General features: G+C 61.9%; 25 protein-coding genes. 17 read left to right on the forward strand and 8 right to left on the reverse strand.

All coding sequences use genetic code 11. From position 1 onward, the window contains the following. Positions 1-87: 87 nt before the first annotated feature. From P0D84_RS00535 to P0D84_RS00590, 12 genes are all read left to right on the forward strand, one after another. Entirely contained in the window at positions 88-441 is a 354-nt protein-coding gene (locus P0D84_RS00535; protein ID WP_013340808.1) for a phage holin family protein, read from the forward strand. A gap of 21 nt (positions 442-462) precedes the next feature. After that, positions 463-1,293: a methylenetetrahydrofolate reductase [NAD(P)H] gene (gene metF / locus P0D84_RS00540; protein ID WP_408331577.1), complete on the forward strand. Its 831-nt coding sequence runs from the start codon at positions 463-465 to the stop codon at positions 1,291-1,293. A 229-nt stretch (positions 1,294-1,522) separates the two neighbouring features. Then, positions 1,523-3,166 carry an ABC transporter substrate-binding protein gene (locus P0D84_RS00545; protein WP_408331579.1) on the forward strand — a complete coding sequence of 548 codons (1,644 nt, stop codon included), beginning with the start codon at positions 1,523-1,525 and terminating at the stop codon, positions 3,164-3,166. A gap of 204 nt (positions 3,167-3,370) precedes the next feature. Continuing rightward, the gene (locus tag P0D84_RS00550; RefSeq protein ID WP_408331581.1) at positions 3,371-4,999 is read left to right on the forward strand and encodes an ABC transporter substrate-binding protein; all 1,629 of its coding nucleotides are present in this window, start codon (positions 3,371-3,373) and stop codon (positions 4,997-4,999) included. A gap of 139 nt (positions 5,000-5,138) precedes the next feature. Next, complete coding sequence (locus P0D84_RS00555; protein WP_408331583.1) at positions 5,139-6,149, forward strand: ABC transporter permease subunit; 1,011 nt, start codon at positions 5,139-5,141, stop codon at positions 6,147-6,149. 87 nt (positions 6,150-6,236) lie between these two features. Further along, positions 6,237-7,154: an ABC transporter permease subunit gene (locus P0D84_RS00560; RefSeq protein WP_408331585.1), complete on the forward strand. Its 918-nt coding sequence runs from the start codon at positions 6,237-6,239 to the stop codon at positions 7,152-7,154. 94 nt (positions 7,155-7,248) lie between these two features. Further along, complete coding sequence (locus tag P0D84_RS00565; RefSeq protein ID WP_408339590.1) at positions 7,249-8,241, forward strand: ABC transporter ATP-binding protein; 993 nt, start codon at positions 7,249-7,251, stop codon at positions 8,239-8,241. After that, a complete protein-coding gene (locus P0D84_RS00570; RefSeq protein WP_408331587.1) occupies positions 8,238-9,257 on the forward strand; it encodes a peptide ABC transporter ATP-binding protein in 1,020 nt (339 codons plus the stop codon). The genes P0D84_RS00565 and P0D84_RS00570 overlap by 4 nt, the downstream gene beginning before the upstream one ends. Then, entirely contained in the window at positions 9,250-10,401 is a 1,152-nt protein-coding gene (locus P0D84_RS00575) for a TraB/GumN family protein (RefSeq protein WP_408331590.1), read from the forward strand. The genes P0D84_RS00570 and P0D84_RS00575 overlap by 8 nt, the downstream gene beginning before the upstream one ends. A gap of 221 nt (positions 10,402-10,622) precedes the next feature. Then, entirely contained in the window at positions 10,623-10,880 is a 258-nt protein-coding gene (locus tag P0D84_RS00580; protein WP_408339593.1) for a BrnT family toxin, read from the forward strand. Positions 10,881-10,905: 25 nt separating this feature from the next. Next, positions 10,906-11,181 carry a BrnA antitoxin family protein gene (locus P0D84_RS00585; protein WP_408331592.1) on the forward strand — a complete coding sequence of 92 codons (276 nt, stop codon included), beginning with the start codon at positions 10,906-10,908 and terminating at the stop codon, positions 11,179-11,181. 257 nt (positions 11,182-11,438) lie between these two features. Continuing rightward, positions 11,439-12,584, forward strand: coding sequence for an ISAs1 family transposase (locus tag P0D84_RS00590; protein WP_408331415.1), 1,146 nt, complete (start codon positions 11,439-11,441; stop codon positions 12,582-12,584). Here P0D84_RS00590 and P0D84_RS00595 read toward each other — a convergent pair. The 6 genes from P0D84_RS00595 to pxpB all read right to left on the reverse strand — a co-directional run bounded on the left by P0D84_RS00595 (position 12,552) and on the right by pxpB (position 19,118). Beyond that, the gene (locus P0D84_RS00595; protein WP_408331594.1) at positions 12,552-14,345 is read right to left on the reverse strand and encodes a tetratricopeptide repeat protein; all 1,794 of its coding nucleotides are present in this window, start codon (positions 14,343-14,345) and stop codon (positions 12,552-12,554) included. The two genes, P0D84_RS00590 and P0D84_RS00595, sit on opposite strands and share 33 nt — an antisense overlap. A 220-nt stretch (positions 14,346-14,565) precedes the next feature. After that, positions 14,566-15,522: a DUF979 domain-containing protein gene (locus P0D84_RS00600; protein WP_408331596.1), complete on the reverse strand. Its 957-nt coding sequence runs from the start codon at positions 15,520-15,522 to the stop codon at positions 14,566-14,568. After that, the gene (locus P0D84_RS00605) at positions 15,519-16,268 is read right to left on the reverse strand and encodes a DUF969 domain-containing protein (protein WP_408331598.1); all 750 of its coding nucleotides are present in this window, start codon (positions 16,266-16,268) and stop codon (positions 15,519-15,521) included. Before P0D84_RS00605 ends, P0D84_RS00600 begins: the two co-directional genes overlap by 4 nt. A gap of 270 nt (positions 16,269-16,538) precedes the next feature. Then, on the reverse strand, positions 16,539-17,291 hold the full coding sequence (pxpA, locus tag P0D84_RS00610; protein WP_408331600.1) for a 5-oxoprolinase subunit PxpA: 753 nt from the start codon (positions 17,289-17,291) through the stop codon (positions 16,539-16,541). A 124-nt stretch (positions 17,292-17,415) separates the two neighbouring features. Continuing rightward, entirely contained in the window at positions 17,416-18,468 is a 1,053-nt protein-coding gene (locus P0D84_RS00615) for a 5-oxoprolinase subunit C family protein (RefSeq protein ID WP_408331602.1), read from the reverse strand. Continuing rightward, complete coding sequence (gene pxpB, locus P0D84_RS00620) at positions 18,465-19,118, reverse strand: 5-oxoprolinase subunit PxpB (RefSeq protein WP_408331604.1); 654 nt, start codon at positions 19,116-19,118, stop codon at positions 18,465-18,467. Before pxpB ends, P0D84_RS00615 begins: the two co-directional genes overlap by 4 nt. Before the next feature lie 207 nt (positions 19,119-19,325). Here pxpB and P0D84_RS00625 point away from each other — a divergent pair, with 207 nt between their 5' ends. Continuing rightward, the gene (locus tag P0D84_RS00625) at positions 19,326-19,838 is read left to right on the forward strand and encodes a winged helix DNA-binding protein (RefSeq protein ID WP_179734916.1); all 513 of its coding nucleotides are present in this window, start codon (positions 19,326-19,328) and stop codon (positions 19,836-19,838) included. 112 nt (positions 19,839-19,950) lie between these two features. Here P0D84_RS00625 and P0D84_RS00630 read toward each other — a convergent pair whose 3' ends face one another. Further along, positions 19,951-20,493 (reverse strand): 5-formyltetrahydrofolate cyclo-ligase, encoded by a 543-nt coding sequence (locus P0D84_RS00630; protein WP_408331607.1) that lies wholly within the window; start codon positions 20,491-20,493, stop codon positions 19,951-19,953. 77 nt (positions 20,494-20,570) lie between these two features. Here P0D84_RS00630 and P0D84_RS00635 point away from each other — a divergent pair, with 77 nt between their 5' ends. From P0D84_RS00635 to P0D84_RS00650, 4 genes are all read left to right on the forward strand, one after another. Further along, positions 20,571-22,538 (forward strand): lytic transglycosylase domain-containing protein, encoded by a 1,968-nt coding sequence (locus P0D84_RS00635; protein WP_408331609.1) that lies wholly within the window; start codon positions 20,571-20,573, stop codon positions 22,536-22,538. Positions 22,539-22,621: 83 nt separating this feature from the next. Continuing rightward, positions 22,622-23,563, forward strand: a complete 942-nt coding sequence (locus tag P0D84_RS00640; protein ID WP_408331611.1) for a complex I NDUFA9 subunit family protein — start codon at positions 22,622-22,624, stop codon at positions 23,561-23,563. A 30-nt stretch (positions 23,564-23,593) separates the two neighbouring features. After that, positions 23,594-24,247 (forward strand): glutathione S-transferase family protein, encoded by a 654-nt coding sequence (locus P0D84_RS00645; protein WP_408331613.1) that lies wholly within the window; start codon positions 23,594-23,596, stop codon positions 24,245-24,247. Continuing rightward, entirely contained in the window at positions 24,244-25,476 is a 1,233-nt protein-coding gene (locus P0D84_RS00650; RefSeq protein WP_408331615.1) for a multifunctional CCA addition/repair protein, read from the forward strand. Before P0D84_RS00645 ends, P0D84_RS00650 begins: the two co-directional genes overlap by 4 nt. Positions 25,477-26,475: 999 nt before the next feature. Here P0D84_RS00650 and P0D84_RS00655 read toward each other — a convergent pair. After that, the gene (locus P0D84_RS00655; protein WP_172176246.1) at positions 26,476-26,670 is read right to left on the reverse strand and encodes a DUF2905 domain-containing protein; all 195 of its coding nucleotides are present in this window, start codon (positions 26,668-26,670) and stop codon (positions 26,476-26,478) included. Positions 26,671-26,672: the final 2 nt, after the last annotated feature.

The raw sequence follows: 26,672 nt of genomic DNA on the forward strand, positions 1-26,672 counted from the left end.
ACGACAGGGCGGCGCACAATGCGCCGCTTTGTTCGCCATGCCCGCCTCTTTCCGTTCAACCGGACATCCTGCCAAAAGGAGCTCTACATGACCGTGCTGCTGACCTGGTTGATCAACGCGCTTGCGCTCCTGATCATCACGTACCTCGTCCCGTCGATTCATATCCGCAGTTTCGGTACCGCACTGATCGTCGCGGTCGTGCTCGGATTGATCAATACGATCCTGCGACCGGTGCTGATCCTGTTGACGCTGCCCGTGACGATCCTCACACTCGGACTCTTCATTCTGGTGGTCAATGCGCTGTGCTTCTGGCTGTGCGCGTCGCTGCTGAAGGGCTTCGAGGTGTCGGGTTTCTGGTCGGCGTTCTTCGGCTCGATTCTGTACAGCATCGTTTCGTGGCTGCTGTCCGCGCTTATTTTCGGCAACCGCAGTCTCGGTTGACCCACGGTTGACTACTGAATCATGAACCCGATTGAACTTTCATTCGAATTCTTCCCGCCTAAAACGCAGGAAGGCGTCGACAAGCTGCGCGCCACCCGCGCGCAGCTCGCCTCGCTCAAGCCCAAGTTCGTCTCCGTGACGTTTGGCGCCGGCGGCTCGACGCAGCAGGGCACGCTCGATACCGTCGTCGATATGGCGAAGGAAGGGCTCGAAGCGGCGCCGCACGTGTCGTGCATCGGCTCGTCGAAGGAGAGCCTGCGCGCGATCCTGAACGAGTACCGCGCGCATGGCATCCGCCATATCGTCGCGCTGCGCGGCGATCTGCCGTCCGGCATGGGCGAAGTCGGCGAGCTGCGCTACGCGTCGGAACTGGTGAGCTTTATCCGCGCTGAGTTCGGCGACTGGTTCTGGATCGAGGTGGCCGGCTATCCGGAGTACCACCCGCAGTCGCGCTCGCCGCGTCACGATCTGGAAAACTTTGCCCACAAGGTGAAGGCCGGCGCCAATTCCGCGATCACGCAGTATTTCTTCAACGCCGACGCGTACTTCCGTTTCGTCGACGACGCGAGGAAGCTCGGCGTCGAGGTGCCGATCGTGCCGGGCATCATGCCGATCACGAACTTCTCCCAGCTGATGCGTTTCTCGGAGATGTGCGGTGCGGAAGTGCCACGCTGGGTCGCGCGCCGTCTGGAAAGCTTCGGCGACGACCGCGAGTCGATTCGCGCGTTCGGGCTGGATGTGGTGACGGATCTGTGCGGGCGTCTCATCGACGCGAAGGTGCCGGGTTTGCATTTCTACACGCTCAATGGCGCGGCGGCGACCAAGGCGATCTGCGAACGGCTGGGCGCTTGAGGACTGAATAGTCGCAGCCGACACAAAACCGCGCGGCTTATTTGGCCGCGCGGTTTTTTTATGCCGGAAATCTCGTGCTTGCGCCGGGAATTCCACACTCAAACTGTTGCTGCGGCGCAGCAATTCTCATCACGTCTTTTCCCTTCGGCGTGTAAGCCCGCATTGAACCCGATTTTTGTGCTGTCTATGATCGAAGCGCAGCTGACGTGGCTGCTGTGCGGAGAACGTGATGACAGTATCCCGATTGCTGTTTGCAGTTCGCCATACCTGTCTGCCAATCCTGAGCGCCTGCGCGGTCCTCGCTGCCGGCCTCGCGCCCGCCGGTGCCGACGCGGCCACCTTGCCTGACAAAACCCTCGTGTTCTGCTCCGAAGGCAGCCCGGCGGGCTTCGACAGTGCGCAGTACACCACCAGTGTCGAATTCACCGCCGCCTCGTACACGGTCTACAACCGCCTCGTGGAGTTCGCGCGCGGCAGCACCGATATCGAGCCGGGCCTCGCCGAGAAGTGGGATGTGTCGCAAGACGGTCTGCAGTACACGTTCCATCTACGCCATGGCGTGAAATTCCAGACCACCTCGTTTTTCAAGCCGACCCGCGAATTCAACGCCGACGACGTCGTTTTCACCTATCAGCGGATGCTCGATCCGGAACAGCCGTTCCGCAAGGCGTACTCGGTGCCGTTCCCGTATTTCACCGATCTTGGCCTTGCGAAGAACATCGCCAAAGTCGAGAAGCTGGATCCGTACACGGTGCGTTTCACGCTAAAAGAGGTCGATGCGCCGTTCCTGCAGCAGATCGCGATGCCGTTTGCGTCGATTCTGTCGGCAGAATACACGGATCAGTTGCTGAAAGCCGGTAAGGCTTCCGATATCAACCAATACCCGGTCGGTACCGGGCCGTTCATTTTCCGCAGCTATACGAAAGACGACACGATCCGCTTCGACGGCAATCCTGATTACTGGAAGCCGGGCATCGTGAAGGTCGGCAAGCTCATCTTCGCGATTACCACCGATCCCGCGGTGCGGCTGCAGAAACTGAAACGTGGGGAATGTCAGGTGATGAGCTACCCGCGTCCCGCGGATATTCCACAGATCAAGGCCGACTCGTCGCTGGCGCTGCCGAGCGAGGTCGGCTTCAATCTGGGCATCCTTGGGTACAACACGACGAAAAAGCCGCTCGACAACGTGCTGGTGCGGCGCGCGCTGGATATGTCGATCAACAAGAAAGCGATCATCGAATCGGTGTATCAGGGCGCCGGGCAAATCGCGACGAATCCCATGCCGCCGACCCAATGGGGCTACGACAAGAACCTGAAAGATGCGCCTTACGACATTGATAAAGCCAAGGCGTTACTGAAGGAGGCCGGCTACCCGGACGGCTTTGACCTGACCCTGTGGGCCATGCCGGTACAGCGGCCCTACAACCCGAATGCCCGCCTGATGGCCGAAATGCTGCAGTCCGATTGGGCGAAGATCGGCGTCAAGGTGAAGATCGCCACGTACGAGTGGGGCGAGTACATTCGCCGCGCCCATGCCGGCGAACACGAGGCGATCCTGATCGGCTGGACCGGAGACTACGGCGATCCTGACAATTGGCTTGGCGTGTTGCTCGGCTGCGATGCGGTGAAGGGCAGCAATTTTTCAAAATGGTGCTACAAACCTTTCGACGACCTGATCAGGAAAGGCCGTGGTACCACTGATCTCGGCGAGCGAACCAAGGCCTATATGGAGGCGCAGGAAATCTTCAAGCAGCAGGTTCCTTTTACGCCGATTGCCCATTCCACCGTGTACCAACCGATCAGCAAAGACGTCACCGGCTTCAAGATCGACCCGTTTGGTCCGACGCAATTCATGAGCGTCGGCTTGAAATAGCCATCAGTAAGCATTCACGGGCCGCTTTGCGCTTCCTCGGCCTCTAGTGCCGCACGTTCCGGCGAGCGCCGGCGTGCGGCCGCCCTTATGCCTCATCTGTTTCCGATCGTCAACGGGAGTATTTTCCTCCGCTTGTTGGTGCGAGCAAAGCTCAAGTAATATCGCGCTACGCTGGCGGAAGCCAGCCCCGAACCTGGAGGAAACATGAAGCAAAACAACCTGTTGCGCGCCGCGCGTGTTACCACGCTCGTCGCAGCTGCAGCGGCATCGATGCTGGGCGCTACGAGCGCGCATGCGGAGATTCCGAACAAAACACTCGTTTACTGCTCAGAAGGCAGCCCTGCGGGTTTCGATCCGGCCCAGTACACGACTGGTGTCGACTTCACGGCCAACACGTTCACCGTTTATAACCGCCTCGTCGAATTCGAACGCGGCGGCACGAAAGTCGAGCCGGGCCTGGCAGAAAAGTGGGATGTCTCGCCGGACGGCAAGACCTACACGTTCCATCTGCGCCACGGTGTGAAGTTCCAGACCACCTCGTTCTTCAAGCCGACGCGCGAATTCAACGCGGACGACGTCGTGTTCACGTTCCAGCGCATGCTGGACACGAACCAGCCGTTCCGCAAGGCGTACCCGGTCCAATTCCCGTACTTCACGGACATGGGGCTCGACAAGCTGATTACCAGCGTCGAAAAGGTCGACCCGTACACGGTCAAATTCACGCTGAAGGAAGTCAACGCACCGTTCATCCAGAATCTGGCGATGGAATACGCGTCGATTCTCTCGGGTGAATATGCGGACCAGCTGCTGAAGGCCGGCAAGGCCGCCGACATCAACCAGTACCCGGTGGGTACGGGCCCGTTCATCTTCCGCAGCTATACGAAAGACGCGACGATCCGCTTCGACGGCAATCCGGATTACTGGAAGCCGAACGCGGTGAAGGTCTCGAAGCTGATCTTCTCGATCACGCCCGACGCCGGTGTGCGCGTGCAGAAGCTCAAGCGCGACGAATGCCAGGTGATGAGCTATCCGCGTCCGGCCGACATCGCGCCGCTGAAGGCTGAAGCGAACATCGACATGCCGTCGCAGCCGGGCTTCAACCTCGGTTACCTTGCGTACAACGTGACGCACAAGCCGGTCGACAAGCTCGAAGTGCGTCAGGCGCTCGACATGGCGATCAACAAGAAGGCGATCATCGAGTCGGTGTATCAAGGCGCAGGCCAGGCCGCGACGAATCCGATGCCGCCGACCCAATGGTCGTACGACAAGAACCTGAAGAGCGCATCGTACGATACGGACAAGGCCAAGGCGCTGCTGGCCAAGGCCGGTTATCAGAACGGCTTCGACATCACGTTGTGGGCGATGCCGGTGCAACGCGCATACAACCCGAACGCCCGCCTGATGGCGGAAATGATCCAGGCCGACTGGGCCAAGATCGGCGTGAAGGCGAAGATCGTCACGTATGAATGGGGCGAGTACATCAAGCGCGCTCACGCAGGTGAAGACGACACGATGCTGATCGGCTGGACCGGCGACAACGGCGATCCGGACAACTGGCTCGGCACTTTGCTCGGTTGTGAAGCGGTGAACGGCAACAACTTCTCGAAGTGGTGCTACAAGCCGTTCGACGATCTGATCCAGAAGGGTCGCGTCACGTCCGATCAAGGCGCGCGTACGACGGCATACACGCAAGCGCAGCAGATTTTCGCGCAACAGCTGCCGTTCTCGCCGATCGCTCACTCGACGGTTTACCAACCTGTCAGCAAGAAGGTGGTCGACATGCGTATCGAGCCGCTCGGCTATGCGCGCTTCGACGGCGTCAGCGTCAAGTAAGTAATAGAGTAGAGGCAGTCAAACTTACGCAGTAGCTTTTCGCACGGTTAGAAAACTGGTCGAAATGGTCCGGCGACCGGGGTCACAAGCCCTCGTCGCCGGTTGCGTTTTTTCTTCATCAAGACCATAGGGACGAACCATGTTCCGCTTTGTTTTGCGCCGCATTGGCATGGTGATACCGACCTTCATCGGCATCACGATCCTTGCGTTCGCGCTGATTCACCTGATACCGGGCGACCCCATCGAAGTGATGATGGGCGAGCGCGGCGTCGATCCGGCCATGCATGCCGCCGCGATGCACCGCCTCGGGCTCGACGAGTCCTTGCCGATGCAATACGTCCACTACATCGGCCGCGCGATGCATGGTGACCTCGGCACCTCGATCATCACCAACACCAGCGTGATGGGCGAATTCCTCGCACGCTTTCCCGCCACCGTTGAACTCTCTATTTGCGCGATGTTCTTCGCGCTGATCGTCGGCTTGCCGGCGGGCGTGTTCGCGGCTTTAAGGCGCGGCACGGTGGTCGATCATGGTGTGATGGGCACGGCGCTGACCGGCTACTCGATGCCGATCTTCTGGTGGGGCTTGATCCTCATCATGGTGTTCTCGGTGAAGCTCGGCTGGACGCCGGTGTCGGGCCGTATCGCGGTCGAATACGACATTCCGCACGTCACGGGTTTCATGTTGATCGACGCGCTGATGTCCACCGATGAAGGCGCGTTCAAATCCGCGCTGAGCCATCTGATTTTGCCGGCCATCGTGCTCGGCACGATTCCGCTTGCGGTGGTCGCGCGGATGACGCGTTCGTCGATGCTCGAAGTGTTGCGCGAGGATTACATTCGCACAGCACGCGCGAAGGGCTTGTCGCCTGCGCGGGTGATCGTCGTGCATGCCTTGCGTAATGCGCTGATTCCGGTGGTGACCGTGATCGGCTTGCAGGTCGGCACCTTGCTCGCGGGCGCGGTGCTGACCGAGACGCTGTTTTCGTGGCCGGGTATCGGCAAGTGGCTGATCGACGCGATCGGCCGGCGCGACTATCCGGTGGTGCAGGGCGGTATCCTGATGATCGCTACGCTGGTGATCGTCGTGAACCTCGTCGTCGATCTGTTGTACGGCGTGCTGAATCCGCGCATTCGCCATACGAGGTAAGAATATGAACCCCCACGCTCTCTTACTTTCGCTGCCCCCCGAGGGGGCGCATGCCTCCCTTGAGGCGGCTCTGCGGGAGGCATGAAAATGGCAGATATTCAAAATACCGTCCCTACAGCGGTGACGCCGCCTAGCGGCCGCGCCATCGCCGCCCGTGAATTCTGGGCGAATTTCTCACGCAACCGTGGTGCGGTTTGCGCCGGCATCGTCGTGCTGGCGTTGATCTTCATCGCGATCTTCGCGCCGTTGATTGCGCCGCATAGCCCGATCGAGCAGTATCGCGACTTCGTGAAGATCCCACCCGCCTGGCTCGACGGCGGCAACTGGAAGTTCATTCTCGGCACCGACGAAGCGGGCCGCGACATCCTCTCGCGTCTGATGTACGGCGCGCGCTTGTCGTTCTGGATCGGCTTCGTCTCGGTGGTGCTTGCGCTGATTCCGGGCATCGTGCTCGGCTTGATCGCGGCATTCTTCGAGAAGTGGGCCGACACGCCGATCATGCGCATTATGGATGTGCTGCTCGCGTTGCCCTCGCTGCTGCTGGCCGTTGCGGTGGTCGCGATCATCGGTCCGGGTCTCGTCAACACGATGCTCGCGATTGCCATCGTCGCATTGCCAGGCTATGTGCGTTTGACGCGTGCTTCGGCACAAGGCGAATTGCAGAAAGAGTATGTGACGGCTTCGCGCGTTGCAGGCGCGAGCACGCTGCGTTTGATGTTCTCGCAAGTGCTGCCGAACTGCACCGCACCGCTGATTGTGCAGGCAACCCTGGGCTTTTCGTCGGCGATTCTCGATGCCGCCGCGCTCGGCTTTCTCGGCTTGGGCGTGCAACCGCCGTCGGCCGAGTGGGGCGCAATGCTGGCCTCGGCGCGCGACTATATCGACAGTGCCTGGTGGATCGTCACGATGCCGGGGCTCTCCATCCTGATCTCGGTGCTCGCGATCAATCTGCTCGGCGACGGGCTGCGCGATGCACTCGATCCCAAACTGAAACGGATGGCCTGACATGGAACAACCCCCACGTTCACATCAGTCGCTGCCCGCCGAGGCGGTGGGTCAGCACGCTTCAGGCGGCCGTGCGCGTACTGACGGCACCTTATTGACCATCCGCAATCTCGCGGTGAACTTCAGCGGACTGCCCGCTGTCGACCGAATCAACCTCGATGTCGCGCCGGGCGAAGTGGTCGGCGTGGTCGGCGAATCGGGCTCGGGTAAGAGCGTCACGATGATGGCGCTGATGGGCCTGATCGACGCACCTGGCAAAGTCACCGCGGACGAGATCACCTTCAATGGCAAGAATTTGCTGAAGGCCTCGGCGAGAGAGCGCCGCAAGATCATCGGCAAAGACATCGCGATGGTGTTCCAGGACGCGCTCACCAGTCTGAATCCGAGCTACACGGTCGGCTATCAGATCAAGGAAGTGCTGAAGCTGCACGAAGGCCTGCGCGGCAGTGCGTTGGACAAACGCGCGCTGGAACTGCTCGACCAGGTCGGCATTCCTGATGCGAAGAGCCGCATCACGTCATTTCCACATCAGATGTCGGGCGGCATGAACCAGCGCGTGATGATCGCGATGGCGATCGCCTGCAACCCGAAGCTGCTGATCGCCGACGAACCGACCACCGCGCTCGACGTGACCATCCAGGCGCAGATCATGGAGTTGCTGATCAAGCTGCAGAAGGAACGCGGCATGGCGCTCGTGCTGATCTCGCACGATCTGGCGGTGGTGTCCGAGGTCGCGCAGCGCGTCGCGGTCATGTACGCTGGCGAGGTGATCGAAACCAACCGCGTGCCCGACATCTTCGCCGCGCCGCATCATCCGTATACGGAAGCGTTGCTGGCGGCGATTCCCGAGCACAATGTCGGCGCGGTGCGCCTTGCTGCACTGCCGGGCATGGTGCCGGGCCGCGACGACCGGCCCAAAGGGTGTCTGTTCGCACCGCGCTGCAAATACGTGGTCGACGACTGCCTGAAGGCGCGGCCCGCACTGGCGCCGATGCAAGGTCACGCGGAAGTCGCGCGCGTGCGCTGTATCAAACCCCTGAATCTGAGCGGCGACGCCAACGTTCATACCCATGGAGGCGCACGATGAACGCAGTACCCGAAACGCGGCGCCAGTCGGACCATGCGGGCGATCACGTGCTGGTGGCCGACAAGCTTGCGCGTTACTACACGGTCAAGCGCGGCATGTTCAGCCAGGGCACGGTCAAGGCTTTGAACGGCGTGTCGTTCGCGCTCGAACGCGGTAAGACGCTAGCGGTGGTCGGTGAATCCGGTTGCGGCAAGTCGACGCTTGCCCGTCAGCTCACGATGATCGAAGCACCCAGCGCGGGCCGCTTGTTGATCGACGGTGAAGACGTGGCCGGCGCCGATCACGCGAAAATCGCCGCACTGCGGCGGCGCGTGCAGATGGTGTTTCAGAATCCGTTTGCTTCGCTGAATCCGCGCAAAACTGTCGAGCAGACGCTCGGCGAACCGCTCGCGATCAACACGCAACTGAGCACCACCGAACGCGCCGAACGGATCGCGCAGATGATGCGCACTGTCGGCCTGCGTCCGGAGCATGCAAAACGCTATCCGCATATGTTCTCGGGCGGTCAGCGGCAGCGTGTGGCGATTGCCCGGGCGATGATCCTCGATCCGCAGATCGTGGTCGCCGATGAACCGGTGTCCGCGCTGGACGTGTCGATCCAGGCGCAGATTCTGAATCTGTTCATGGATCTGCAGGAGCAGTTCAAGACCAGCTACGTGTTCATCTCGCACAACCTTTCGGTGGTGGAGCACATCGCCGACGATGTGATGGTGATGTACTTCGGCGGCGTGGCGGAGCTCGGCGACAAGAAGCGGATTTTCTCGAAGCCGCGGCATCCCTACACGCGTGCGCTGATGTCGGCCACGCCTTCCATCTTCGAAGCGGATCGCACGATCAAGATCAAGCTGCAGGGTGAAATGCCGTCGCCGCTGAATCCGCCCTCGGGCTGCACGTTCCACCAGCGCTGCCCGTATGTGATCGACCGGTGCCGCAGCGAAGAACCGAAGTTGCGGGAAGTGGATGGCCGTCAGGTGTCGTGTCACCGCGCCGAGGAGGTGGGGGACGTGGATGCCTGATGGGGTGGCGGCGCGTCGTCTTACGCGCCGCTCGCGTGATGGCGTCCGCAACGCTGCTTTCGCGCGGCGCTGGGGAGCGCGTGCACTGACCGGTGCTGCGCTCTTCGGCGTGTGTTGTGTTTTTCACCTGAGCGCGGGGCCGGTCGGCGTCGCGCATGCCGCTGGGGCGGCCGCCAATACGCCCGCTCAGGCGGGGCGGCCGGCCATGCCGGTGCCCAATCTGCCGGCGCCGCCGCGCGCCACCCTGCCGGGCTTCAATCCGCCACCCGCCGCGCCCGGCACCACGGCAAGCGGCCCGGTGCAAACGCAGCCGGCGCGCATGCCGTTCTATGTCGCGACACGCGGCACTACAACCATCTACGTGCTCGGCACGTTGCACGTCGGCGACCCCGCCGACTATCCGCCCAGGCAGCCGTTCCGCGCGCCGATCCTCGGTGCACTGGCTGCCTCGCCGACGCTGGCGCTCGAACTCTCACCCGACGAACTGCTGGTCTCCCAGGACGACGTGTCGAAGTACGGCATCTGTCGCCGCGACTGTCTGCCGGGCCTGCTGCCCGAGCCGTTGTGGCGCAAGCTGGCCTTCCGTCTGCGGGGGAATCCCGCGGCGCTGGATGAAATCAAGAAGATGCGGCCGTGGCTCGCGTCTCTGGTGGTCGAAACCTATGATTCGTTGAGTGCCGGCTTGCAAACCGAGTACGGCACGGAAGCGCAATTGCAGAACGTCTATATCAGGACGCGCGGCAAGATCGTCGGTCTCGAAACCTTGCCGCAGCAGATGCGCGCGTTCACCGGCCTCACGCTCGCGCAGCAGCGCGAAATGCTCGCACAGGACCTGGTGCAGACGCCCGCGGAAAATGTCGACGATGTGAAGACGCTACGCCGCCTCTGGCGCGTGGGCGATGCCGATGCGATTGCGGCCTGGCAGGCCGCGAAATCCGAAAAGCTGGCGCGCGACAAGCGGGTCTCCGATTCGATCGACAACAGAATCATGTACGAGCGCAACCGGCGCTTCGTCTCGCGGATGCTGTTGATCGCCGGACCGAACAAGCCGGTGTTCGTGGCGATCGGCGCGCTGCATCTGGGCGGCCGCAAGGGCGTGCTGCAGCTTTTGCGGCAGCACGGGTTTGTGGTGGATGCGGGGTGAGATTCGTCTGCGCCTTACGCGAGACTCTTGTAGCGGCTGCCCACAGTCTTAACCGGGGTAGGCCGTTCGGCCAGAATAGGAACCGGTATTTGGACAGCTAGTCCGACGCTGACGTGCGCCGCAAATTGCTCGCGACGCACGCGGCCATGGCTGCCCATTGCATGCTATGATGTATGTACAGACGTCAATACAGGTGGTATGTGCGTTTTGAGTGAGACGAAATCAAGAATCAAATCAACATCCGTAAGCACGGTATCGACTTCAGAGACGCCATCGACGTGTTCGATCATCCCGTGCTGACGGCGTTAGACGAACGGGAAGATTACGGTGAGGATCGCTGGATCGCGCTTGGCTGGATGGCGGCCATCGTAGGTGTGGTGGTGTATGTCGAACGCGATGCGGATGTGATCCGCATCATTTCGGCCCGCAAAGCGACGAAACACGAGGTCAAACGCTACAAGCATAGCGTCTGGAATTGACGGGGAATCATGGCGAATGACAGAAATGAGCACGGGTGAAATTATGAGCAAACCATCAGGAACCGACTGGAAACGACTCGCAAAAACGGACGACGCGCAAATCGACACGAGCGACATGCCGGAATTGGGCGACGACTTTTTTGCCCGCGCTGAGCTGCACGTTCCGCCGAAACAGGCTGTCACGATGCGCCTGGATGCGGATGTGCTGAGCTGGTTCAAGGAACAAGGGGCTGGCTATCAGACACGCATCAACAAGTTGTTGCGCGCTTACATGCTGGCGCAGCAGCGTCGGCGTCCTTAAGGCACGGCGCCAACGCATTCTGCCTGCGTACGAACGGTTGCGAAGGCGCTGCGCAGAAACACCCGAAATCCGCGCAGCGTAGGTTTTTATAGACTGCTGTCGCGTAATTCTTCCGACACGCGTTTGATCACGGGTGCCCAATCGCCCAACATCGCAGGGCCGGAGCGCCAAAACCCGTTTACAAGCAATGAGTTACAGCAACGAGTTGTAAGCTTGGCGGAAAAAGCGTTTACTTCTGGTTTTTCAGAGTAGCGCAAATGAGCCCGGGAAAACATCTGATCAGTCTGCTGTCGGCAATAGAAGATCCCCGCGTCGTTGGACGAACGTGGCACAAGTTGATCGACGTTCTGTCGATTGCGCTGTTCTCTGTGCTGGCCGGCGCACAAGGGTGGGACGAGATGGAAGAATGGGGGCTTGCCAACGAAGCGAGGCTTCGGCAATACCTCGAATTGCCCCATGGCATCCCGGGGCACGACACCATCCGACGGATCTTCGAGGTGCTCGATCCGAAGCAACTGGATGCGTGCCTGCTGAATTGGGTAGGCGAGGTGTGTCCGGATCTTCATTCGGTCATCGCAATCGACGGCAAGAGTGTGCGTGGTTCGGGCACGCACGCCAGGGGTGTGCGTGCCTTGCATAGCGTGACGGCCTACGCGAGTCTAAGTGGGCTGGTGCTGGCGCAGCAGCGCTGCGAGGAGAAGTCAAACGAGATCACTGCCATTGAAGCTCTGCTGCCCGTCCTGTCGCTCAAGGGCAGCCTGGTAACCATAGACGCCATCGGCACTCAGGTGGCCATCGCCCAGAAGATCACTGAGCGTGGTGGCGACTATCTGCTGGTTGCGAAGGATAACCAGCCCGGTCTGGCTCAGGCCGTTGAAGACTATATGCGAATCGGCAAAGCCCACGATTGGGCGCACATGAATCCATCGATCTTTGAGACGCTGGATAAAGGGCATGGTCGCCTTGAAACCCGTCACTGTGTCGCAGTGGCAGCGCCGGACTATCTCAGCGAACTGGACCGCTGGCCCAGGCTTAAGAGCCTGGTGCGCATTGAGCGGACACGCGAGATCGCGGGCCAGGTCAGCTCGCAGACGCAGTACCTGATCAGCTCCGCAGCACCCGACGCCAAATACCTACTTGAGGCGAGCCGCATGCACTGGGCCATCGAGAATGGTTTGCATCATTGCCTTGACGTGACCTTCCGCGAGGACGCCAGCACCGTGCGCTTGCGCAATGCGACGGCCAATTTCGCCACCTTGCGCCGCATCACTTTGAATTTGCTGCGCATGCGGCCCGAATCCGGTAAGAAAAAGCGCAGCGTGGCCGCACGTCGCAAGGTCGCCGGCTGGAATCCCGACTACTTATTCGAGTTACTCCAGCTCACGCGACTTCCCAGAATTTGATGCTCCGGCCCTGCCCAACATCGTTTGCCGGAACAATTTCATCGTCGGATACCACGGCGAATCGTTGCGCGCTTCGAGCCAGCGCCAGTCCGAGTTGGCGGGCAGCAGCACCCACACCGGCTTGCCGAGTGCGGCGGCCAGGTGCGCAACGCCGGTGTCCACGGCGATCACCAGGTCGAGATTCATGACGAGTGCGGCGGTGTCGTCAAAGTTGTGCAGATCGGCGGTGAAATCGTGGGCGCGGAAAGCTTCGGGCGCATGGGTCAGCTGATCGTGCGCGGGGCCTTTCTGCAGCGCGTACCACGCGACATTTTTCAGCTCGCTGAGCATGTCCAGATCGGCCAATGTCATCGAGCGATAACGATCATTGCCGAACGTCGGGCTGCCGGACCACACCAGACCCACTTTGCGTTTCGATTTGCCGGCTGCATCTACCCGCTTACGCCATGTTTTGATCTTTGCCTTGTCGGCGAACACATATGGCACATCCGCGGGAATAGTCGACAGTTCGGTGCCCACGCACGACGGCACGTTCATCATCGGCACCCAGAAATCGTACTGGTCGTCAGCTTTGCCGCTGAATGCGCGGTGCACGCCCGGGATGCGCTCAACCAGCTGCAGCAGCGGCTGACGCACGCAGATATCGACCGTCGCGCCGAGCTGCTCCAGCACCCGCGCATAACGCAGAAACTGGAAGTGGTCGCCAAAACCCTGTTCGCCGACCAGCAACAGACGGCGCCCATCGAGCGGCTCGCCGTGCCACTCGGCCACACCCGGCACGGCGATCGCCGCATAGTCGCTCTTGCGCCAGCGCTTCGCAAACTCCGCCCAACCGTGCTTGTAATCGCCGCGCTTGAGCAACAGCCACGCGAGGTTCTGATGCGCATCCGCATAATCTGGATCGAGCGCCAGTGCGTGGCGATAGAAGCCTTCCTCTTCATCCAGACGGCCCTGCGCGCCGAGCGATCCGCCGAGGCAAACGAGATTCGTTGGGTTCGGTTTCAGTGCGACCGCGCGCCGATACTGCGATTCGGCGCCGGCGTAGTCGCCGAGCTTGCCGATCAGGCTGCCGAGATTGATGTGCGCCTCGGCATAATTGCCGCGCAGTGCCAGGGCCCGTTCGAAACTCGCAATGGCGGCGACATCATCGCCTTGTGCGTTGTACGCATTCCCCGCGTTGAAATGCGCTTCCGCCGACTGTGAATCGAGCGCGCTGACGGTCTGATAGCACGCCAACGCGTCGCCGTAGCGGCCGAGCTTGCTCAGCGCCGTGCCGAGGTTCAGATGCGCGTCGACCAGCGACGGATTTGCTGCCAACGCGAGCTGATACTGGCCGATCGCTTCCTCCAGCGCCCCTTGTGCTTGCAGTGCGACACCGAAGTTGTTGCGCGCGTCGGCGAAATCCGGCTGCAACTGCAACGCCTGGTCATAGCAGATCATCGCTTCTTGGAGATGGCCGAGGGCGGCGGCGACGAGCCCGCGGTTGCTCCAGCAGGCGGCGTCCATACGATCGAGCTTGAGAGCTTCGCTCATCAACTCGGCGGCGAAGCCATGATCGCCGCGTTGATGTTGCAGCACGCCGAAGTAATGCAGCGCCTTGGCATGCGTGGGATCGAGCGCAAGCGCTTCACGGTAGAAGGGTTCGGCGGCATCGAGGCGGCCGGCCTGGTGTGCCTCGAGCGCGGCGTCGATCAGCGAGGTGAGGTAAGCGGAAGGTGGCGCGTCGGTGTGCGCGCTGTCAGGTTGGAATTGATGTTCCATGAGGGACCTGCTGGGAAGGGCTGGCGGCGCGTGTTGCACGCGTTGCCAGCGCATGTGGATGGGGGAGACCATCCTCCAGCTTGTGTTCCGGCCCCTTTCCTGACGATCGGACGCCTCCGAATTCGGCGGCGTCCATTTGCCACGGGCTAGGGCAAATGCACCGGGCAGCGCGAAGCGTCTGCGCGGGGTCGGCATCTGCTACACGGCTTGGGCCGTCGCCCTACAGGAACATCAGAAAATTCAACAGGAAGATGTTCACGACCAGCAAGGTCAGCGCGGTGGGCACCTGAACCTTGATCACCGCGTTCTTATCCGGCAGTTCGAGCAATGCGGCCGGCACCATGTTGAAGTTCGCGGCCATGGGCGTCATCAGCGTGCCGCAGTAGCCGCAGAACATGCCGATCGCGACCATTACCGCCGGATTGCCGTGAAACACGCCAACCAGAATCGGCACGCCGACGCCGCCGGTCATTACCGGGAACGCAGCGAAGCCGTTGCCCATCACCATCGTGAAGAGCGCCATGCCGATGCAATACACGGCCACCGCGACAAAGCGGTAGTCGAGGCTGATGTACGCGGTGGTGACGTGAGCGACCGCCTTGCCGACGCCCGCGTCCGAGAACACGAGGCCGAGCATGCCGAGCATCTGCGGCAGCACCGCGGCCCACGACAACGCATCGACGAGGCGGCGTGCCTCTTTCAGCGACTGGCCGACGGTATCGCGCGTCAGCACGCAGGCAATCGCGAGTGCGATCACGCAACCGATGCCGAAGCCGATCAGCGTCACGTTGGCTTTCTCGATCAGCGGCGTGCCGCCGAAAACCAGGTAGCTCGCCGACAGCGTAATGATCACGGTGACGACCGGAATCGTCAGCGCGGGTACGAACAGCTTGTTGCCGAGGCGCGCGGCGCTCGCCTTGCGTGCTTCGAGCGACAGCAGCTTCGGCTTGGCCGCGGTCACGCCGCCAAAGCCCGCGATCAGCGCCATCACGATCACCAGCACGCCGACCACGGCGGCCGGGATCTTGTCGCCGATCAGGAAGATCAGCGCGTAAAGAATCCAGAAACCGCCGGCGGTGAAACGGCGCGGGTGCTCCTTGTCCGTGACGATCATGCCGCCGATGATGAGCAGCACCACGCCCAGCAGCCAGAACAGATAGGTAATCGTGAGCGTCATGCTTTATCTCCTGCGGCGGGTTGCGTCGGCGAAACGGAGTTGGTGTTCGCCGCGGCATTGCCTCGCAGTTCGCGCTCGAGCCTGCGGTCGAGCAGATACAGACGGAAGCCGTGAACGATGAACGCGCAGATCGCGGTGGGGATACCCCAGACGGCCACGTGGATCGGCTCGACGATGATGCCGGCCTCCTTGAGGAAGGTCGTCATCAGCACGATGGCGCCGAACGCGACGAAGATGTCTTCACCGAAGAACAGGCCGACGTTGTCGGTTGCCGCGGAGAAGGCGCGCAGCTTGAAACGCACCGCGTCGCTGATTTTGCCGAAACGCGTTTCAGTCGCGCCTTCGGCCATTGGCGCGATCAGCGGACGCACCATCTGCGGATGGCCGCCGAGACCGGTCAGACCGACAGCCGCGGTCAGCTCGCGCACCAGCAGATAGACGATCAGCAAGCGCCCCGCGGTCGCGGCCTTGATGCCGCCGATCCACGTTTGCGCGCGCTCGCGCAGACCATGCCTTTCCAGCAGGCCGATTACAGCCAGTGGCAGCAGAATGATCAACGGAATGTTGCGGGTCTTGATGAAGCCGGTGCCGATTTCAGCGAGGATCTTTTCCGGCGGGAAGTGCGCGGCCAGACCCGTGATGATCGCGGCAACCGCCACGATCAGCATCGGATTGAACCGTAATAAAAAGCCGACGATGATGACGGCCACGCCAATGAGCGGCCATAGACTGACTGTTGTCTGCATCTAGATCTCCAAACAGGGTTGCAACCTTGCCGCTTATGGCGGCTAACGTGGGCCGGCGCGAGGGATCCCGCGCCGTCTTGCTGTCGCGACTCTTGCTGGCCGCGTTGCTTCGACTACACCTGCACTTCAACTTGCAACTGCAACTACTCCTTGTTACCACGGGTACGGCAATCCGTCCTGCACCTGGCAAACGCCCCGCATGGAGCGGGGCGTTCGGGGTTTGGCCACGACTGAATCGTTCTAACCGGCGCGCGTTGGTAGACGCGCGGATCAGACGCTCGCGGCGCCGGCCGCGTGAACTTCAATGCCCGCGTCCTGTAGTGCGCCGCGAATACGTCGTGCGAACGCCAGCGCGTGCGGACCGTCACCGTGCAGGCAGATGGTTTGCGCGTTGAGCGGTACCCATTGCCCGTCGACTGCCTGGACGCGGCGCTCGCGCACCATCGCGAGCGTGCGCTCCAGCACCACGTCTTCGTCATCGAGTAGTGCGCCCGGCTCCTTGCGCGGCACCAGCGAGCCATCGGCCCGATAGCCGCGGTCGGCGAATACTTCTTCGACGGCAGTCAGGCCCGCTTCGCGAGCAGCCGTCACCAGTCCGCTATTGGCGAGCGCGAACACCGCCACCGAGGGGTCGAAATCATGGACTGCCGAGACGATTGCCTCGGCGATTTTCGCGTCGCGCGCAGCCTGGTTGTAGAGCGCGCCGTGCGGCTTGACGTGCGCGATGCGCCCGCCCTCCGCCTGAGCGATTGCCGACAGTGCGCCGAGCTGATAGAGCACGCCTGCGTAGATCTCGCTGGCCGGCAAGTCCATCTCCTTGCGGCCGAAATTTTCCGGATCGTTAAAGCTCGGATGCGCGCCGATCGACACGCCTTTTTGCACCGCCCAGCGTACGCAGTCGCGCATGACGTTGGCGCCGCCCGCATGCCAGCCGCACGCAATGTTTGCCGAGCTGACGAGGTCGAGCAGCGCCTCGTCGGAGCCGCAGCCTTCGCCGAGGTCGGCGTTCAAATCGATTTCCATGGTGTTCCTCTACTCTCAAGAAAACGCCGGACCGCCCCGAGTTTTGCGCTCCGCAGGAGGTCCTTTGGGGCTTGCCCGGTCGGGGGGCCTGGTGCGAAGCGCCCGCGGTTGGGGGCGCTCATTGTTAGAGGGCTGCGACCGCCGATTGGCGCGCGCAGCGTTCTTCGTGCATGACAATCGCGGCGTCGATCTGCCGCAAATACGTGCGTTCTTCCAGCAAAGCCTGACGCGCCTCATAGGGCGTCGTCGGGATGAAGCGGATGGCGGCATTCAGGCGAACCTGAGCGAGCTTCCACATGTCGGCCTGGATCACAGCGCCGATCTTCGGATAGCCGCCGGTGGTTTGCGCATCGCTCATCAGCACGATCGGCTGGCCGTTCGGCGGCACCTGAATCGTGCCGGGCAACACCGCGTGAGACAGCAGATCGCTTTTCTGGGTGCGCTTCAGTTCAGCGCCGGAAAGCCGGTAGCCCATGCGGTTGCTATTGGGCGTGACCAGCCACTCGTCGGACCAGAACGATTCGTGCGCTGCTTCAGTGAAACTGCCGTATTCGGGGCCTTGCAACACGCGGATCGGCACGGCCCACGGTACGCCGGACGGATGCCGGCCGCGCCGCAGCGGCTCGTGAACCAGCACGAACTTGCACCAGGCCGGCGCCTTCACGCCGAACTCCGGCGCTTCGGGGGTGAAGCCCAGGTGGCCGCGTTGCGGCGGCGCGCCGACCGGCAAACGGTCGCCGTCGCGCAGCGCGCGGCCGCCGAGTCCGCCGAACTGGCCGGCGAGATCGGTGCTGCGCGAGCCGAGCATCGGCAAAACGTCGATGCCGCCCGCGATGCACACATAGCCGCGCATGCCGCGCTTGGCCGCGTTCAGCACCAGCTCCTGGCCGGCCTGCACCGGCAGGCTCCACCATGAATAGACCGGCTTGCCGTCGAGCGTCGCGCCGAATTCGGTGCCGGTGATGGCTACACGGGTGGCGCGCAGAAAGCGCAGCACGGTTGGGCCGAAGGTAATTTCGAGGCCGGCCGCATCGGGCCGGTTGCCGACCAGCCGGTTGCCGACTTCGAGCGACAGACGGTCGAGCGCGCCACCCATCGCGACGCCGAGGTGGCGGTAGCCATGGCGGCCGAGATCCTGAATCGTGGTCAGGAGACCCGCGCGAATCACATCGATCATGCGTGTATCCCCGCAACGGTAAAACGCACCCGGTCGCCCGGTTGCAACAGCGTGGGCGGCCGGCGCGCCGGATCGAACAGCGGCAGCTCGGTGCGGCCGATCAACTGCCAGCCACCGGGCGAGGTCGCCGGATAAATGCCGGTCTGCTCACCACCGATGCCGACTGAACCGGCCGGCACTTCGAGCCGCGGCGAGGCACGGCGCGGCGTGTGCAGCGCCTGGTCAAGCCCGCCCATATAGGCAAAGCCCGGCTGGAAGCCGAGGAAAAACACCACATACTCGCCGTCTGCATGACGTTGCACGACTTCGCGCACGCTCAGGCCGGTGTGATTGGCGACCACTTGCAGGTCCGGGCCGAATTCGCCGCCATACTGCACGGGGATTTCGACTTCACGGCCGGACGCGGGCACCTCGCTCGCCGCGTTCCAGGCCGTTTGCAACTGGCTGGCCAGCGCTTCGCGGTCGGCTTCGAGCGGATCGAATACGAGCGTCAGATTGTTCATGCCCGGCACGACTTCCAGCACGTGCGGCCAGTCGCGCGCGGCCTCGGCGGCGGCCCACACGCGCCGCTGGCAGTCCAGCGTGGCAGGCGGTGGCGCCTCGCAGACGAGCGCGGCGTCGCCCAGCGGAAAGATTCTTGGTTGGTTCATCGGTTACGGGCCCAGGTCGAGTCGGAAATATCGAGCATATCGAACCCTATGGATAGTTATCGGCATAGCGTGCACGATGCTTGAAGAGTACATTATCAATAAAATATCAACAATTTCTCAATAAGCGTTTTCGCCAGGCTCCCGGGAAGGGGTGGCTCGTCGTACACTCCCGACACCTTTCCAACCTGTTTCTCGAGAATTTTCACCATGTCGCGCCATCCCACCAAGATCGTCTCCTCGGAACATCTCGTGTCTGACACAAGCGCGGAGCTGTCCGAGCTGGAGTACGCGCTCATCATGGCGGGCAACGCGTTCAACCGATGGATGGTGCGCTGCATGTCGGCAGCCGGAGAAAAGGACATGACCGCCATCGAAGTCTCGCTGCTGCACCACGTCAGCCATCGCGAGCGGCGCAAGAAGCTGGCGGACATCTGCTTCGTGCTGAACATCGAAGACACGCACGTCGCCACCTACGCGTTGAAGAAGCTCGTAGCTAGAGGGTATGTAAAAAGCGAAAAGACCGGCAAGGAAGTGTTCTTCTCGGCGACCGATGCGGGCCGCGCGCTCTGTCTGAAGTATCGCGAGGTGCGCGAGAGTTGCCTGATCTCGACGCTGAAGGAAAGCGGCCTGACCAACGAGCAAATCGGCGAGGCGGCGCAACTGATGCGCAATGCGTCCGGACTGTATGACACGGCCGCGCGGGCGGCGGCGTCTTTATAACGGGTCGTTGGTGTGTGCGCCCGGTCACGGCCATAGCCGCAGCCACAGCCACAGCCACAGCCACGGTTCGCGCGACGCTCACCGAACGCCTGATTGCCAAACGCCTGGCCGCTTATTGCGCCGCTCGCGGATACAGGCCGGCTTCCGTCACGATCAGATCGAGCGGGATGTCGTGGGCCTCGCGCTGCAACGCGTCCGTGCGGCACGCTTCATAAGCAATGCCGACCGTGAGCGGTTTCTTCGCACCCGGCCATACAGCCAGCGTGCGGTCGTAATACCCCCCGCCATAGCCAAGCCGGAAGCCGTCGGCGTCGAAACCGACGCACGGGACGAACAATAGGTCGGGTACCATCACGCGCCCTGAGGTGGGCTCGGCGATCTTGTGATGGCCGATCTTCATCGGCGTATCCGGCGCCCATGCGTGGAATTCGAGCGGCACGCCGCGGTCCTTGACGATCGGCAAACTCGCCTCGCGTTGCGAGTCGGCGGCAAGCCAGATCGCAATCGTGGCGCGTGCGTCGAACTCGCCCGCCAGCGGCCAATAGAACCCCACGCTGCTCACGCCGTAGTGCTTCAACGCGTCGAGCATGCGACGGCTGAGCGCGGCGTTGTGCGCCGGCTCGGAAGCCGCTTGTAGCCTTGTTTCCAATAGCATTCGACGCAGTGCCTTTTTCGATTCCGCGACGGGGTTGCATGCTATGCTTGGGTTCAATTCGCGCTCCAGAAACAACGATGTCAAAACGCCTCTATCGAGTATATCGCGCGGCCGGTCTGGCGCTTGCCGCCACGGCACTCGTCGCGTGTAGCACGGCCTCCGCCGTCAAGCCCATTCCTCTTTCACAACTCACGAACGACGACCAGACCTTCGTTCAGCTTCGCGAAGCCGCCCGCAATAACGACGCGGCACGCGCCGCGCAACTGGCGAGCATGATCCCGAACTACCCGGCGCCGTCGTATCTCGAGTATTTCCAGATCAAGCCGCAGTTATTCGATTCCAGCGGCCATGCGCGCATCGACGCGCCGGATGCGCCGGTGCTGGCGTTCCTGCAGAAGTACGATGGCCAGGCGGTCGCCGACCGCCTGCGCAATGACTACCTCACGGTGCTCGGCGCGCGTCACGACTGGCGCAACTTCGATCAGCAATACGCGCGCTTCGTGCTGAACGACGATACGCAGGTGAAGTGCTACGCGCTCGAATCGCGCGCCGCGCGCGGTGAAAACGTCGCCGACGCGGCACGTGCGCTGCTGGTCGATCCAAAATGGTACGGCGACGGCTGCGTCGATCTGATCACTTCGCTGGCGGTCAACCAGCAATTCAGTTCGGACGACGTCTGGCAACAAATCCGTCTAGCGTACGAGCAGAACTACACCAACACCGGCAGCAAACTGGTCGATGCACTGAGCAACCAGCCGCCCGATCCGGTGTTGTTCGGCCAGGCCACGAGCACGCCGCCGTTGTTGCTGGCTCGCGGCGTCGGTCCGGACACGCAGTCGCACCAACTCGCGCTGCTCGCGATCACGCGCATGGCGCGCAACGATCCGGCCATGGCCGCGGCCACTTTCGCCTCGGTAGCGCCGTCGCTGAGCTCGCCCGAGCGCGCCATCGGCTGGGGCACGATTGCCTATCAGGCCGCCACCAAACAGATGCCGGGCGCGGTCGACTGGTACCGGCTTTCGGCGAATGCACCGCTGTCGAACCCGGCGTACGAATGGCGCACCCGCAGCGCGCTACTCGCGGGCGACTGGACGATGGTGCGCTGGTCGATCGAACAGATGCCGGCGGCGCTGCGCAATCAGCCGTCGTGGGTGTACTGGCATGCACGCGCGTTGAAGCAAGCCGGCGACACGACCACGGCCAACCAGGAATTCGAGTCGATCTCGCAGGGCTTCAACTTCTACGGCCAACTGGCGGCGGAAGAACTCGGCCAGAAGATCACCGTGCCGCCTAAAACAACGGTGAGCGACGCTGAAGTTCAACAGGCCGGCAACACGCCGGGCTTCGATCTGGCGCAGCGTTTCTATGCGCTGAATCTGCGGCTCGAGGGCAATCGGGAATGGAACTGGCCGCTGCGCACCATGAGCGACCGGCAACTGCTCGCCGCCGCCGAATACGCGCGCCGTATCCAGCTGTATGACCGCACCGTCAACACGGCGGACCGTACGAAGAGCGAGCACGATTTCTCGCTGCGTTATCTGTCGCCATTCAAGGACATCGTCGAGCGCGACGCGCAGTCGAATGGGCTGGATGTGGAATGGGCGTATGGGCTGATTCGCCAGGAGTCGCGCTTCATCATGAATGCCCGCTCGGAAGTCGGGGCGAGCGGTTTGATGCAGTTGATGCCGGGCACCGCGCAACTGGTGGCGAAAAAGATCGGCCTCGGCCCGATTTCGCGCGAGCAGATGAACGACATCAACACCAACATCCTGCTGGGCACGAACTACCTGTCGATGATCTACAATCAGTTCGACGGGTCCGCCGTGCTGGCCACCGCCGGCTATAACGCCGGTCCCGGCCGCCCGCGCAACTGGCGGCAACAGTTGCAGCAGCCGGTAGAAGGCGCGATCTTCGCCGAGTCTATTCCGTTCCAGGAAACGCGCGACTACGTTAAGAATGTGTTGTCCAACACGGTCTACTACGCGGCATTGTTCGAAGGCCGTCCGCAATCGCTGAAGGTGCGTCTGGGTTATATCGCACCGTAAGCGCCGTGCCGCCGCCGCGTCATGTCTGATGCGGCGGTGCGCCACGCCAGCTGTTGCCGCGGCTTCCACCAGGGAGTCGAAAAATGCGACATCAAGCCATTGCGGTCATCGGCGGGTCCGGTTTTATCGGCAGCCATCTCGTCAACGCCCTTGTTGAAATGGGCAAAGACGTGCGCATCGCCACCCGGCGGCGTTACAACGCCCGCCATCTCACCCTGTTACCCATCGACGTGATCGAAGCGGACGTGTTCGATCCGGTGCAGCTCGCGCGTTTCGTCGAAGGCGCCGATTGTGTGATCAACCTCGTTGCCACGCTGCATGGCAAGCGCGGCAAGCCCTACGGCCCGGAGTTCGCGCGCACGCACGTCGAATTGCCGACCAGAATCGTTGCGGCTTGCGAAGGCAAGGGCGTGCATCGGTTGATTCATATCAGTGCGCTCGGTGCCGATTCCAACGGCCCGAGCATGTATTCGCGCTCGAAGGGTGATGGTGAAAAGGCCGTGCACGCTGCGAATCTGGCGTGGACGATTTTCCGGCCATCCGTGGTGTTCGGTCCCGAAGATCAGCTTCTCAACAAGTTCGCATTCCTGCAGCGGGTGTTCCCGATGATCCCGCTCGCCATGCCGGACGCGAAATTCCAGCCGGTGTACGTGGGCGACGTAGCGAAAGCGATCTGCAACGTGCTTGATCTCGATGCAGCGAGCGGCCACACCTACGAACTGGGCGGCCCGACCGTTTATACACTCGAAGACCTCGTCACGTATTGTGGCCGGCATGCGCGGATCGTTCGCCTGCCGGAAGCACTGGCGCGCCTGCAAGCGTTGACGTTCGAAATGGCGCCGGGCGAACCGGTGATCTCGCGCGACAATCTCGATTCGATGAAAGTCGACAACGTGCTGAGCGGGCCGCTTGCGCCCGAACTCGGCATCGAACCCGCCAGCATCGAAACGATCGCGCCCGTGTATCTGACTGGCGCGTCGACGCGCTCGCGCTTCGACACGTTTCGCGCCAGCGCGGGGCGCTGAACCTTTTTTATCCTTCTTCCTATTCGAAGCATGAAGCTGCTTATTGGTGACAAGAACTATTCGTCATGGTCGATGCGTCCGTGGCTGCTGTTCAAACATTTCGGCATTCCCTTTGAGGAAGTGCTGATCCACTTGCGTGAGCCCGGCACGAAGGCCGCGATTCTGTCTCACGCGCCGGCGAGCGCGGGCAAAATGCCGACTCTGGTTGCCGACGACGGCCTCGTCGTGTGGGATTCGCTCGCGATCGCCGAGACGCTGGCTGAGCGCTTCCCGCAGCACGCGCTGTGGCCGCGTGATCCTGCGGCGCGCGGGTTCGCGCGCAGCATCAGCGCCGAGATGCATTCGGGTTTTGGTGCGTTGCGTTCGAACATGTGGATGAATATTCGCGCGTCGTTTCCGGGCAAGAACGCGACGCCGGAGGCATTGGCCGACATTGCGCGCATCGACGCGATCTGGCGCAAGTGCCTGGATACATACGGTGGTCCCTTCCTGTTCGGCGCGTTCGGCATTGCCGACGCGATGTACGCGCCGGTAGTGATGCGCTTCAACACCTGGCAGCCGGCGTTGTCCGAGGCCGCCGCGGCTTATGTTCGTCGCGTGACGGCCGAGCCCGCCGTGAAGGCATGGATCGACGACGCGCTGCGCGAAACGCACACACTTCCTGATCAAGACGTATGCCCATGAATATCTATGCGGTAGGCGGAGCGATTCGCGACGAGCTATTGGGCGTACCAGTACAGGACCGTGACTACGTGGTGGTTGGCGCGACGCCCGAGCAAATGGTGGCGCAGGGCTATCGGCCGGTGGGCAAGGACTTCCCCGTGTTCCTGCATCCGCAGACGCACGAGGAGTACGCACTTGCGCGCACGGAGCGCAAGACGGCGGCCGGCTATCACGGTTTCCAGTTCTTCTATGCACCCGACGTCACGCTCGAAGAGGATCTCGCTCGCCGCGACCTGACGATCAACGCGATGGCGCGTGAGATGCGCCCGGATGGCGAGTTGACCGGCCCGGTGATCGACCCGTTTAACGGACAGGGCGATTTGCAGGCGCGGCTGTTTCGTCACGTCAGCGATGCGTTTCTTGAGGACCCCGTGCGGATTTTGCGGATTGCACGGTTTGCGGCGCGCTTCGTCGATTTCACCGTTGCGCCGGAGACGATGGCGCTGATGCGCAAGATGGTGGCCGACGGTGAGGTGGATGCGCTGGTGGCCGAGCGCGTGTGGCAGGAAGTATCGCGCGGGTTGATGGAGAAGAAGCCGTCGCGGATGTTCGAGGTGCTGCGGGAATGCGGTGCGTTGGCGCGGATTCTGCCGGAGATCGACGCGTTGTTCGGCGTGCCGCAGCGGGCTGACTATCACCCCGAGGTAGATACGGGCGTGCATGTGATGATGGTGATCGACCATGCTGCGCAGCAGGGGTACGCGTTGCCGGTGCGGTTTGCGACGTTGACGCATGACTTGGGCAAAGCGACGACACCGGACGATATCTTGCCGCGGCATATCGGGCATGAGGGGCGCAGCGTGGATTTGCTGAAGCCCTTATGTGAGCGGTTGCGGGTACCGAACGATTGTCGCGATCTGGCGCTGCTGGTGGCGCGGGAGCATGGGAACATTCATCGCGTGATGGAGATGGGGGCTGCCGCGTTGGTGAGGCTGCTCGAGCGCAGCGATGCGATTCGGAAACCTGCGCGGTTTGCTGAAGCCTTGCAGGCTTGCGAGGCGGATGCGCGTGGGCGGCTTGGGTTTGAGATGCGGGAGTATCCGCAGGCTGAGCGGCTGCGGGTTGCGCTTGTTGCCGCGCGGGGCGTGGATGCTGGTGCTGTGGCTAGAAGGCTCGCTGACTCGCCTGAGGGGATTAGGGATGCTGTGCATCTTGAGCGCGTTCGCGCTGTTGAAGGGGTGGTTTCTTAGTCTGTTTTTTGTCTGCGCGATGCTTGTTGTCTGTTTGCCTGCGGCGGTGGGCCTTTCTTGATTTGTTTGCCTGCGCGGCGCTCGTTTCTGTTTGCCTGCGGTGTTGGCCTTTCCTTGATTTGTTATTGGTCTATTAGCGTCGCCCCTGTGCGGGGCGGGCACCTACTTTTCTTTGCCTGCCGCAAAGAAAAGTAGGCAAAAGAAAGCGGCTCAAACCGCGAATTCTGAAGCGGGTCTCCCGCACAGTGACGGTAGTGGTGCATCTGGAATCTGTGCTCCCGCACATTCAGCGTGAGTGACAAGGCACTCATACTTCCCGCCTCGCCCTGCGTGCTCGCCGGAAGGAACGATCATGCAAACCAGTGGCTTTGTTCGGGGGTGGTGGGGGTCATCGGCTTCGCCTCGGCGAAATGCCGAATGAGCCAAATGAGTCAAATGAGTCAAATGAGTCAAATGAGTCAAATAAGCCGAATGAACCGACTAAGCTGATAAGCGCGAGTGGAGCGCGAACGCGAAACGCAGTAATTGGTTTTGAGAAATGCGCTTCGGCGCGCGCAGCGCCGCCGGAAGTATGACGGCTGTGTCACCAGGGCCGAATGTGCGAGGGCACGGATTCCAGATGCACCACTACCGCGACTGTGCGGGGGACCCGCTTAAGAATTAACGGTTTGAGCCGCTTTCTTTTGCCTACTTTTCTTTGCGGCAGGCAAAGAAAAGTAGGTGCCCGCCCCGCACAGGGGCGACGCTAATAGACCAATAACAAATCAAGGAAAGGCCAACACCGCAGGCAAACAGAAACGAGCGCCGCGCAGGCAAACAAATCAAGAAAGGCCCACCGCCGTAGGCAAACAGAAACAAGCGCCGCGCAGCCAACCCAAATCAAAAAAACCCCAACGCCATCGGCAAACAGACACCGCGCATCGCGCAGACAAAAACCCAAAGCAAAGCCCGCCGCCGAAGGCACTCACCCAAAGCTCACCGCCAAAGGGCAAACACCAACTACAAAACCCTGGCAATCAACGACAACACCATAGAAAGCACAAGCGTCGACATAAACGGAAACGGATACTCCCGCCCGAAGAGGCGCAACGTAACATCCCCAGGCATCCGCCCAATCCCAATCTTCCGAAGCCACGGCCAGCAGGCCGACAACACCGCCACCGCAACAAACGTAGTCAACAGCCAGCGGATCATCG

This window comes from Paraburkholderia sp. RL17-337-BIB-A, assembly GCF_046025895.1.
Lineage (GTDB): Bacteria > Pseudomonadota > Gammaproteobacteria > Burkholderiales > Burkholderiaceae > Paraburkholderia > Paraburkholderia fungorum_C.

Bases quoted from the DNA above. Each gene is read 5' to 3' on its own strand.
- P0D84_RS00590 (WP_408331415.1), top strand. From the start codon at position 11,439: ATGAGCCCGGGAAAACATCTGATCAGTCTGCTGTCGGCAATAGAAGAT.
- P0D84_RS00545 (WP_408331579.1), top strand. From the start codon at position 1,523: ATGACAGTATCCCGATTGCTGTTTGCAGTTCGCCATACCTGTCTGCCA.
- P0D84_RS00585 (WP_408331592.1), top strand. From the start codon at position 10,906: ATGAGCACGGGTGAAATTATGAGCAAACCATCAGGAACCGACTGGAAA.
- P0D84_RS00625 (WP_179734916.1), top strand. From the start codon at position 19,326: ATGTCGCGCCATCCCACCAAGATCGTCTCCTCGGAACATCTCGTGTCT.
- P0D84_RS00560 (WP_408331585.1), top strand. From the start codon at position 6,237: ATGGCAGATATTCAAAATACCGTCCCTACAGCGGTGACGCCGCCTAGC.
- P0D84_RS00575 (WP_408331590.1), top strand. From the start codon at position 9,250: ATGCCTGATGGGGTGGCGGCGCGTCGTCTTACGCGCCGCTCGCGTGAT.
- P0D84_RS00650 (WP_408331615.1), top strand. From the start codon at position 24,244: ATGAATATCTATGCGGTAGGCGGAGCGATTCGCGACGAGCTATTGGGC.
- P0D84_RS00640 (WP_408331611.1), top strand. From the start codon at position 22,622: ATGCGACATCAAGCCATTGCGGTCATCGGCGGGTCCGGTTTTATCGGC.
- P0D84_RS00615 (WP_408331602.1), bottom strand. From the start codon at position 18,468: ATGATCGATGTGATTCGCGCGGGTCTCCTGACCACGATTCAGGATCTC.
- P0D84_RS00555 (WP_408331583.1), top strand. From the start codon at position 5,139: ATGTTCCGCTTTGTTTTGCGCCGCATTGGCATGGTGATACCGACCTTC.
- P0D84_RS00535 (WP_013340808.1), top strand. From the start codon at position 88: ATGACCGTGCTGCTGACCTGGTTGATCAACGCGCTTGCGCTCCTGATC.
- P0D84_RS00635 (WP_408331609.1), top strand. From the start codon at position 20,571: ATGTCAAAACGCCTCTATCGAGTATATCGCGCGGCCGGTCTGGCGCTT.
- P0D84_RS00570 (WP_408331587.1), top strand. From the start codon at position 8,238: ATGAACGCAGTACCCGAAACGCGGCGCCAGTCGGACCATGCGGGCGAT.
- P0D84_RS00600 (WP_408331596.1), bottom strand. From the start codon at position 15,522: ATGACGCTCACGATTACCTATCTGTTCTGGCTGCTGGGCGTGGTGCTG.
- metF (WP_408331577.1), top strand. From the start codon at position 463: ATGAACCCGATTGAACTTTCATTCGAATTCTTCCCGCCTAAAACGCAG.
- P0D84_RS00595 (WP_408331594.1), bottom strand. From the start codon at position 14,345: ATGGAACATCAATTCCAACCTGACAGCGCGCACACCGACGCGCCACCT.
- P0D84_RS00655 (WP_172176246.1), bottom strand. From the start codon at position 26,670: ATGATCCGCTGGCTGTTGACTACGTTTGTTGCGGTGGCGGTGTTGTCG.
- pxpB (WP_408331604.1), bottom strand. From the start codon at position 19,118: ATGAACCAACCAAGAATCTTTCCGCTGGGCGACGCCGCGCTCGTCTGC.
- P0D84_RS00630 (WP_408331607.1), bottom strand. From the start codon at position 20,493: ATGCTATTGGAAACAAGGCTACAAGCGGCTTCCGAGCCGGCGCACAAC.
- P0D84_RS00550 (WP_408331581.1), top strand. From the start codon at position 3,371: ATGAAGCAAAACAACCTGTTGCGCGCCGCGCGTGTTACCACGCTCGTC.
- P0D84_RS00645 (WP_408331613.1), top strand. From the start codon at position 23,594: ATGAAGCTGCTTATTGGTGACAAGAACTATTCGTCATGGTCGATGCGT.
- P0D84_RS00605 (WP_408331598.1), bottom strand. From the start codon at position 16,268: ATGCAGACAACAGTCAGTCTATGGCCGCTCATTGGCGTGGCCGTCATC.
- pxpA (WP_408331600.1), bottom strand. From the start codon at position 17,291: ATGGAAATCGATTTGAACGCCGACCTCGGCGAAGGCTGCGGCTCCGAC.